Source organism: Phenylobacterium sp., assembly GCF_031360265.1.
Lineage (GTDB): Bacteria > Pseudomonadota > Alphaproteobacteria > Caulobacterales > Caulobacteraceae > Phenylobacterium.
Map to the genome: position 1 here is coordinate 63,566 of NZ_JANMBF010000116.1, position 7,682 is coordinate 71,247.

The 7,682-nt window shown below is 71.3% G+C and carries 6 protein-coding genes and 1 pseudogene; 5 read left to right on the top strand and 2 right to left on the bottom strand.

Annotated elements, in window-relative coordinates:
- The first annotated feature begins 228 nt into the window (after positions 1 to 228).
- From RMN86_RS10775 to RMN86_RS10795, 5 genes are read left to right on the top strand one after another with little or no spacing between them, the layout of a single operon-like run.
- A complete protein-coding gene (locus RMN86_RS10775; protein ID WP_309605847.1) occupies positions 229 to 1,218 on the top strand; it encodes an ABC transporter substrate-binding protein in 990 nt (329 codons plus the stop codon).
- Between the two features lie 39 nt (positions 1,219 to 1,257).
- Entirely contained in the window at positions 1,258 to 2,088 is an 831-nt protein-coding gene (fdhD, locus tag RMN86_RS10780; RefSeq protein WP_309605848.1) for a formate dehydrogenase accessory sulfurtransferase FdhD, read from the top strand.
- Positions 2,088 to 4,391 (top strand): FdhF/YdeP family oxidoreductase, encoded by a 2,304-nt coding sequence (locus RMN86_RS10785; protein ID WP_309605849.1) that lies wholly within the window; start codon positions 2,088 to 2,090, stop codon positions 4,389 to 4,391. Before fdhD ends, RMN86_RS10785 begins: the two co-directional genes overlap by 1 nt.
- Positions 4,388 to 5,125 (top strand): ABC transporter ATP-binding protein, encoded by a 738-nt coding sequence (locus RMN86_RS10790; protein WP_309605850.1) that lies wholly within the window; start codon positions 4,388 to 4,390, stop codon positions 5,123 to 5,125. Before RMN86_RS10785 ends, RMN86_RS10790 begins: the two co-directional genes overlap by 4 nt.
- On the top strand, positions 5,122 to 5,889 hold the full coding sequence (locus tag RMN86_RS10795) for an ABC transporter permease (RefSeq protein WP_309605851.1): 768 nt from the start codon (positions 5,122 to 5,124) through the stop codon (positions 5,887 to 5,889). Before RMN86_RS10790 ends, RMN86_RS10795 begins: the two co-directional genes overlap by 4 nt.
- A gap of 184 nt (positions 5,890 to 6,073) precedes the next feature.
- Here the strand turns inward: RMN86_RS10795 and RMN86_RS10800 are convergent, their stop codons facing one another.
- Both RMN86_RS10800 and RMN86_RS10805 read right to left on the bottom strand, forming a co-directional pair.
- On the bottom strand, positions 6,074 to 6,730 hold the full coding sequence (locus RMN86_RS10800; protein WP_309605852.1) for a TonB family protein: 657 nt from the start codon (positions 6,728 to 6,730) through the stop codon (positions 6,074 to 6,076).
- 55 nt (positions 6,731 to 6,785) lie between these two features.
- Positions 6,786 to 7,682 (bottom strand): annotated as a pseudogene (locus RMN86_RS10805) (hypothetical protein); the annotation flags it as partial.

The following is a 7,682-nucleotide window of genomic DNA, read 5'->3' on the forward strand; positions in this document are numbered from 1 at the left end:
ACAAACGACTGAGAGACACCGGCCGCGACGGAAAACCAGCGAGCTTGCTCGCCAACCGAAGGCGCGATCGACCTGGAAGGCACAGATCCCCCAACGGATCTGGATGAGAGGGCGGAGCCCCGGGCAACCGGAGCGCCGCCCTCTTGCTATGGGCGTCTTCCAACTATGGGCGTCTTCCAACCTGGGCCAGACCGCCCTAGGTTCGCGAGGCTCAGTCGGGGAGTCTCCATGCAAGCCTTGCGTCTCATCGTCGCCGTCGCCGTCGCGGCCCTGGCCTGCGCCTGTTCGCCGAAGGAGGAGGTCGCCAAGACGCCGGGGCTGACCCCCATCCGCTTCGCCACCGACTGGCGGGCCCAGGCCGAGCAGGGCGGGTTCTATGAGGCGCTGGCCAACGGCGAATACGCCCGCCGTGGCCTGGCCGTGACGATCCTGCAGGGCGGGCCGGGCGTGAACGTGCCGCAGCTGCTGGCGGCCGGATCGGTGGACCTGGGCATGGGCTCCAACAGCTTCATCGTCATGAACCTCGCCCAGGAGCGGGTGCCGGTGAAGGCGGTGGCGGCAATCTTCCAGAAGGACCCGCAGGTGCTGATCGCCCACCCTGACGCCGGCGTCGAGACGCTGGCCGACCTGAAGGGCCACCCGATCCTGCTGGGCGACGCCTCGATCACCGCCTTCTGGGTGTGGCTGAAGGCCAAGTATGGCTTCACCGACGATCAGGTGCGCAAATACACCTTCAACAACGGCCCGTTCCTCGCCGACAAGCGCGCCGCCCAGCAGGGCTATCTGACCTCGGAGCCCTATACTCTGGAGAAGCAGGCGGGGCTGAAGCCCGAGGTGTTCCTGCTGGCCGACAACGGCTACCCCGGATACGCCAACATGATCCTGGCGCCTGACGCCCTGATCGCCAGCAATCCGGCGGCGGTGAAGGCCTTCGTCGAGGCCAGCGCCAAGGGCTGGAAGGACTATCTCAACGGCGACCCCAGGCCCGCCGACGCCCTGATCCTGAAGGACAATCCGGACATGACCCAGGACGTGCTCGACCAGGCCCGCGCCAAGCTGAAGTCCTATGCCATCGTCGAGAGCCGCGACGGGGGGGCTATCGGGGCGATGACCGACGCGCGCTGGAAGACCTTTATCGACATGGCGACGAGCCAGGGGGTCTATCCTAAGACGCTTGACGGCCGGGCGGCCTACACGCTGCGGTTCCTCGGCAAGTGAGCCGGCGCGCCGGCGGTCGCGTGGAGTAGGATGCGAAGCATGGCAGACATCGGCCCGTCCAGCCGGACTCGTGCGGGCCTTGAGTGGCGCCCGCATCGCCCGGTGACCGAGATCGCGCGAGCGACGCCGCGGGAGGTCGCCATCGGCCTGTCCTTCGACGGCCGGCCCCATACCGTGCTGATGGCGACGCCCGACAACCTGGAAGAGCTGGCCGTCGGCTTCACGGTGACCGAGGCGATCGCGACCTATGCCGATCTCCTGGCGGTGACCGTCGAGGCGGCCGCCGAGGGGGTGCTGGTCGATGTCCGCCTGGCGCCGTCGTCGCGGACGCGCCGCCTCCGGCCACGCACCCTGGAGGGCCGCTCAAGCTGCGGCCTCTGTGGCGTGCAGCGGCTGGCCGACGCGGTGCGGCCGCTGCCGGCCGTGGTCAGCCGCCAAAGTTTCCGGCCCGCCGCCATCGAGCGCGCGGTGGCCGAGCTCGGGGGACGCCAGCCGCTGGGACGCCTGACGCGGGCCACCCACGCCGCGGGCTTCGCCTTCGCCGACGGAAGTCTGGGACCAGTGCTCGAGGACGTCGGCCGTCACAACGCGCTGGACAAGCTGGCCGGCGCCCTGCTGCGCGCCGGGACCGACCCGGCGGGCGGCTTCGTGGTGGTCACCAGCCGCTGCTCGTTCGAGATGGTCGAGAAGACCGCGCGGATCGGCTGTCCGATGCTGGTGGCGATCTCCGCGCCCACCGACCTGGCGATCCAGCGGGCCGACAGCGCCGGCCTGACCCTGGTCGCCCTGGCCCGCGACGACGGCCATACGGTGTTCAGCCATCCCGAGCGCCTGGGTCTGGTCGCAACGGATCTGGCGGAGGCGATCTGATGGCGGAACGATCCATTCCAGGCGTCCGCCGCTATGACGCCGCGGCTGGCGGCTGGGGCGCCCTGAAGGCCGTGGGACATGCGCTGACCGATCAGAAGACCGTGGTCGAGGGCGGCCGCAGCCTGCTGCACGCCAACCAGCCCGACGGCTTCGACTGCCCCGGCTGCGCCTGGCCCGATCCGAAGCACGCCTCGTCCTTCGAGTTCTGCGAGAACGGCGCCAAGGCCGTCGCCTGGGAGGCGACCCGCAAGCGGGCCACGCCGGAGCTGTTCGCCACCCATACCCTGACTGAGCTGCGCGGCTGGAGCGACCATGCGCTGGAAGACGCCGGGCGGCTGACCGAGCCGATGGCCTATGACACCGACACCGACCGCTATGTGGCGATCGACTGGGCGGACGCCTACAGGCGGGTGGCGGCCGGGCTGAAGGCGCTGGAGCATCCGAACCAGGCGGAATTCTACGCGTCGGGCCGGGCCTCCAACGAAGCGGCGTTTCTCTACCAGCTGCTCGGCCGCCGCTTCGGCACCAACAATTTCCCCGACTGCTCGAACATGTGCCACGAGCCCACCAGCGTGGCCCTGCCCGACGCCATCGGGGCCGGCAAGGGCTCGGTGACGCTGGAGGATTTCGACGAAGCAGACCTGATCTTAAGCTTCGGCCACAATCCCGGCACCAACCACCCGCGGATGATGACCACCCTGCGCGACGCCGCGCGGCGGGGCGCCGCGATCCTGGTGTTCAACCCGCTCCGGGAGCGGGCGCTAGAGCGCTTCGCCTCGCCGCAGGATCCGCTGGAGATGGCGACGCTTGGCGCCACGCACATCGCCTCGCGGTACTATCAGGTGCGGATCGGTGGCGACGCGGCCGTGCTGCAAGGCATGATGAAGGCGCTGATCACCGCGGACGTGAGCGCGCGGGCCGCCGGCGACTCCCCAGTGCTCGACCATGCCTTCATCGCCGAGCACACTCGCGGATTCGCGGACCTGGCCGCCCGGCTCGAACAGCTGACGTGGCCGGATATCGAGGCGCGGTCGGGCCTGGGGCGGGCGGCGATCGAGGAGGCGGCCCAGATCTACGCGACCTCGCGGGCGGCCATCCTCTGCTACGGCATGGGCCTGACGCAGCACCGAAACGCCTCGTCCACGGTGCATCAGATCGTCAACCTGCTGCTGCTGCGCGGCAATATCGGGCGGCCCGGCGCGGGGATCTGTCCGCTGCGCGGCCACTCCAACGTGCAGGGCGACCGCACCGTCGGCCTCTGGGAAAAGCCTTCCGAGGCGTTTCTGGCGTCGATGGATGCGACCTTCGGCTTCCGCTCGCCGCGCGAGCACGGGCACACCGTGGTGCAGGCGATCGGCGCGATGGAGGACGGCCGGTGCAAGCTGTTCGTCGGCCTGGGCGGCAATTTCGCCGTCGCCGCACCCGATCCCTTGCGCACCTTCGCGGCGCTTCGGCGGCTGGACATGACCGTCCACGTCGCCACCAAGCTGAACCGCACCCACCTCTTGCCCGGCCGCCAGAGCCTCTTGCTGCCATGCCTGGGCCGCACCGAGTTCGACCGCCAGGCCGGCGGGGCCCAGTCGGTGACCGTGGAAGACTCCATGTCGATGGTCCACGCCTCGCGCGGCCTCAACGCGCCGGCCTCGCCGGGCCTTCGGTCCGAACCCGCCATCGTCGCCGGCATCGCAGCGGCGCTGTTTGGAGCGACCGACCCGGTGGACTGGGCCGCCCTGACCGCCGACTACGACCGCATCCGCGACCTGATCGAAGCGGTCCTGCCCGAGCAGTTCGGCGACTACAACGCCAGGATCCGCGTGCCCGGCGGCTTCCGGCTGCCGGTGGGGCCGTCGCAGCGGATCTGGAAGACCGCCAGCGGCAAGGCCAACTTCCTGCCCTATGAGGCGGACACCGACGCGCCTGACCTGTCGGATCCGGCGATCCTGCTGCTCACCACGCTGCGCAGCCACGACCAGTACAACACCACCATCTATGGCAGCGATGATCGCTACCGCGGGGTGTTCGGCCGCCGCGACGTGGTGTTCGCCAACGCCCAGGACCTGGCCAGCCGGGGTCTGGCCGACGGCGACGCGATCGACCTGCACGCGGCGTTCGACACCGGCGGGGAGCGAGTGCTGCGCGGCTTTACGGCCGTGGCGCGCGACCTGCCCCCGGGCTGCCTGGCGGCCTATTATCCCGAGGCCAACGGGCTGGTGGAACTGGGTGCGCACGACCGGCGCAGCGGCACGCCGGCCTATAAGTCCGCGCCGGTGCGGATGACCGCGGCCAGGCCGACAGCCGAATGATCGCGGCGCTGCGCGAGGTGGCGGTCGACTATCCGCGCGGGCCGGCGCTGGGCCCGTTCAGCCTGTCGATCGAGGCCGGCGAGATCGTCGCCCTGGTGGGCCCGTCCGGCTGCGGCAAGTCCACCGCCCTGCGGCTGCTGGCCGGGCTGGAGGCGCCGGGCCGGGGCGACGTGGCGCGCGCGCCAGGCCGGGGCGAGACCGCCGTGGTGTTCCAGGCGCCGACCCTGGCGCCCTGGCTCACGGCGCGGGCCAACGTCGCCCTGCCCCTGGACCTGGCCGAGGTCGGCCACGCCGAGGCCGAAGCCCGCGCCGAACGGGCCCTGGCCCGGGTGGGTCTGGCCGAGGCCGCCGCCGCGCACCCGGCGCAGCTGTCCGGCGGCATGGCGATGCGGGTCTCGCTGGCCCGCGCCCTGGTCACCGAGCCCAAGCTGCTGCTGCTCGACGAGCCGTTCGCCGCCCTGGACGAGATCACCCGCCGCGCTCTGGCCGACGACGTGCAGAGGCTCTGGTCGCAGACCCGGCCGGCCATCGTCTTCGTCACCCACAGCGTCGAGGAGGCGGTCTACATGGCCAGCCGCGTGGTCATCATGACCGCGGGGCCCGGCCGCATCGCTGGCGAGGTCGCGGTCGATGGCCCGCTGCCCAGGCCGCCGGGCTTTCGCACCACCGAGGGCTTTCGCGCCCAGGTGGAGGCGGTCTCCCACCGGCTCGCCGGCGGCATGGCGCGTGCATGACCCGGCTCGCCAACATCGTGGCGCCCGTCGCCCTGATCGCCATCCTGCTGGCCGCCTGGGAGATCGCCTGCCGCGCCTGGCAGGTGCCGGTCTATTTCCTGGCCCCGCCCTCGGCGATCGCCGCCAGCCTGGTCGCCGACGCCCCGTCGCTGCTGCTGGCGACGGGCTACACCCTGGCCGAGGCGCTGGCGGCCCTGGTCATCGCCAGCCTCATCGCCCAGGCTCTGGCGCTGACCGTCGCGCTCAGCCCGCTGCTGGAACGCGCCGTCAAACCCCTCACCGTGATCCTGCAGGTAACGCCGGTGATCGCCATCGCGCCGCTGGTCAACATCTGGGCGGGAACCGACCATCCGGGTCGGGCGGTGATCGCCCTTGCGACGCTGGTCGCCTTCTTCCCGATCTATTCGGGCGCGGTGACCGGCCTCAAGGCTGTCGATCCGGACCTGATGCGGCTGTTCGACCTCTATGGCGCCTCCCGTGTGCAGCGGCTGCTGCGCCTGCGCCTGCCGTCCGCCGTGCCGTTTGTGCTGGAGGGCCACAAGGTCGCCGCCGGCCTGGCCATCGTCGGCGCCGTGGTCGCCGAGTTCGTCGCGGGCTCCGGCAAGGTCCAGGGACTGGCCTGGCGCATCCTCGAAGCCGGCAACCGCCTGCAGACCGCCAAGATGTTCGCCGCCCTGGTGGTGCTGGGGGTCCTCGGCGCGGGCCTGCACGCCCTGCTTGAAGCTGCCGAGCGCGCCGGCCTCAAATGGTGGCGCGGCGGTTAGGGTTTCGGCCATCTCCCTATGATCGTCATCATCCGGCTTGTCCGGGTGATCCATGAACACCGCGTCGCTGAAGCAAATCCGCAGCCAAGCCGTGGCTAAGCCTTCAACGCGGAGATCGCGGGTGGCCCGGACAAGCCGGGCCATGACGATAATATTGTTAAATCAAATATTTATGGGAATTGACCTACTCTGACTTGGCCGGCGTCAGCTGGTAGCGGATCGGCACACGCACCCTGGCTCCACTGGTCGGGAGGCCGTCGAGGCTCCACGGTCCGACCCTGAACTTCGGCGCCAACGCCAAGGCGCCCTGGCCATAACCCTGGCCGGCCGGCTCCTCGCGATCCACTGCGCAACCGGTCAGCAGGCCGGCCGACGTGGCCGAGCAGACCAGCGCCACACGCACCTCGTTGACGCCGTTGGCCGTCTTGGGGAAGCTGGCCTGAAAGTCCGCGGCCGAGGGCAAGGTCGACCATACGGGCCGGGTCACCAGCGGACCTTCGTTCTTCAGCACGGCGGGATCGAAGGTCACCGGGATACGGACTTCCTGGCCCCGGAGCGCAGCGTCGGCCACCCGCATGTGTTCGGCGAGTTTTCGCGCCGCGAAGCCGAAGCCGTAGCCTGAGGGCTGCTCGCCCAGCGCGGCGCAATCGCGCGGCCGATCCTGCCGGTCGATCTCGCAGGACAGGCTGACCCGGCCGCCCACGCCGGCCCCCCGGGCCTTGGCCGGATAGGCCGCGGCGACGTCGGCCACGCTGGGCGCCTCGGACCAGATCGGCGGCGGCTGGGCGGATGAAGCGGTCGCGGCGAGCGACGTAAGCAAGGCGACAGACTTGATCCACATGGCGCGGCTCCGGTTCAAGCTGAGCTTGCCATGAAGCCGGGAGGATTGAGAAGCGTCAGACCGCTGTGCGTCGCGCGGCCGGGCCGGCCCTGAGCCGCGCCAGGGCGTCGCCGGCGATGACCGTCAGGGAGCGCAGGCCCTGGTCGGCGAAGACGTCGAGGGCGGCGTCGAGCGCCAGGACCCCGGCCGCCCGCTCGCCGCGATCCTTGCCGGTGATGTCCACCCGCGCTTCGTAGAGGCGCGCCAGATGCAGCTGGACCAGGGCCCAGGCCACCGGATCGCGCTGCGGACGCTGGGCGGCCAGTTCGATCTTCAGCGCTGTCTCGGCGGCGTCGAGCACGCCCAGGTCACCGGTCAGCTCCGCCGAACGCGCCAGGCACATCGCCCGCTCGCCGGCCGCCAGACCCCTGAGCGGCGTGGCCGGCGCGTCCTTCAGCACCAGGTTGGCGCGGTCGTAACAGGTCACCGCCTGTTCGTAGGCCCGCGCGTCGGCGCTGGCCTCGCCCAGCGATTGCAGGGCTTGCGCCAGGGCGATCTGGGTGCGCGCCCAGTCCAGCGGGCTGTGGTCGCGGGCCAGGTGCTCCAGCGCGCCGGCCAGGGAAGTGGCGCCGGCGGCCACCGCGTCGACATCGCCGCTGGCCTCGCCCCAGAGCGCCACGGCCTGTCCGCGCAGGATCTCGGCCCGGGCCCAAGTCAGCGGCTCATAGGCCAGGTCGAGGCGCGCGACGGCGGCGGCGGCGTCATCGATGGCGGCGCGCAGCAGGGTCTCGTCCCGCAGCCGGGCGCCCCAGCCGCACATCAGGTCCGCGCGGGCCAGGCGGGCCTCGGCGGCGAACGGACGAGCGGCGGCGGCGCGGCGGGTCAGGGCGTCGAGCGCGGCCAGCGGGGCGTTGAAGCGCGCCGCGACGGCCCGGGCAGCGTCGGCGTCGCCCAGAGCCAGGGCGTTGCGGCC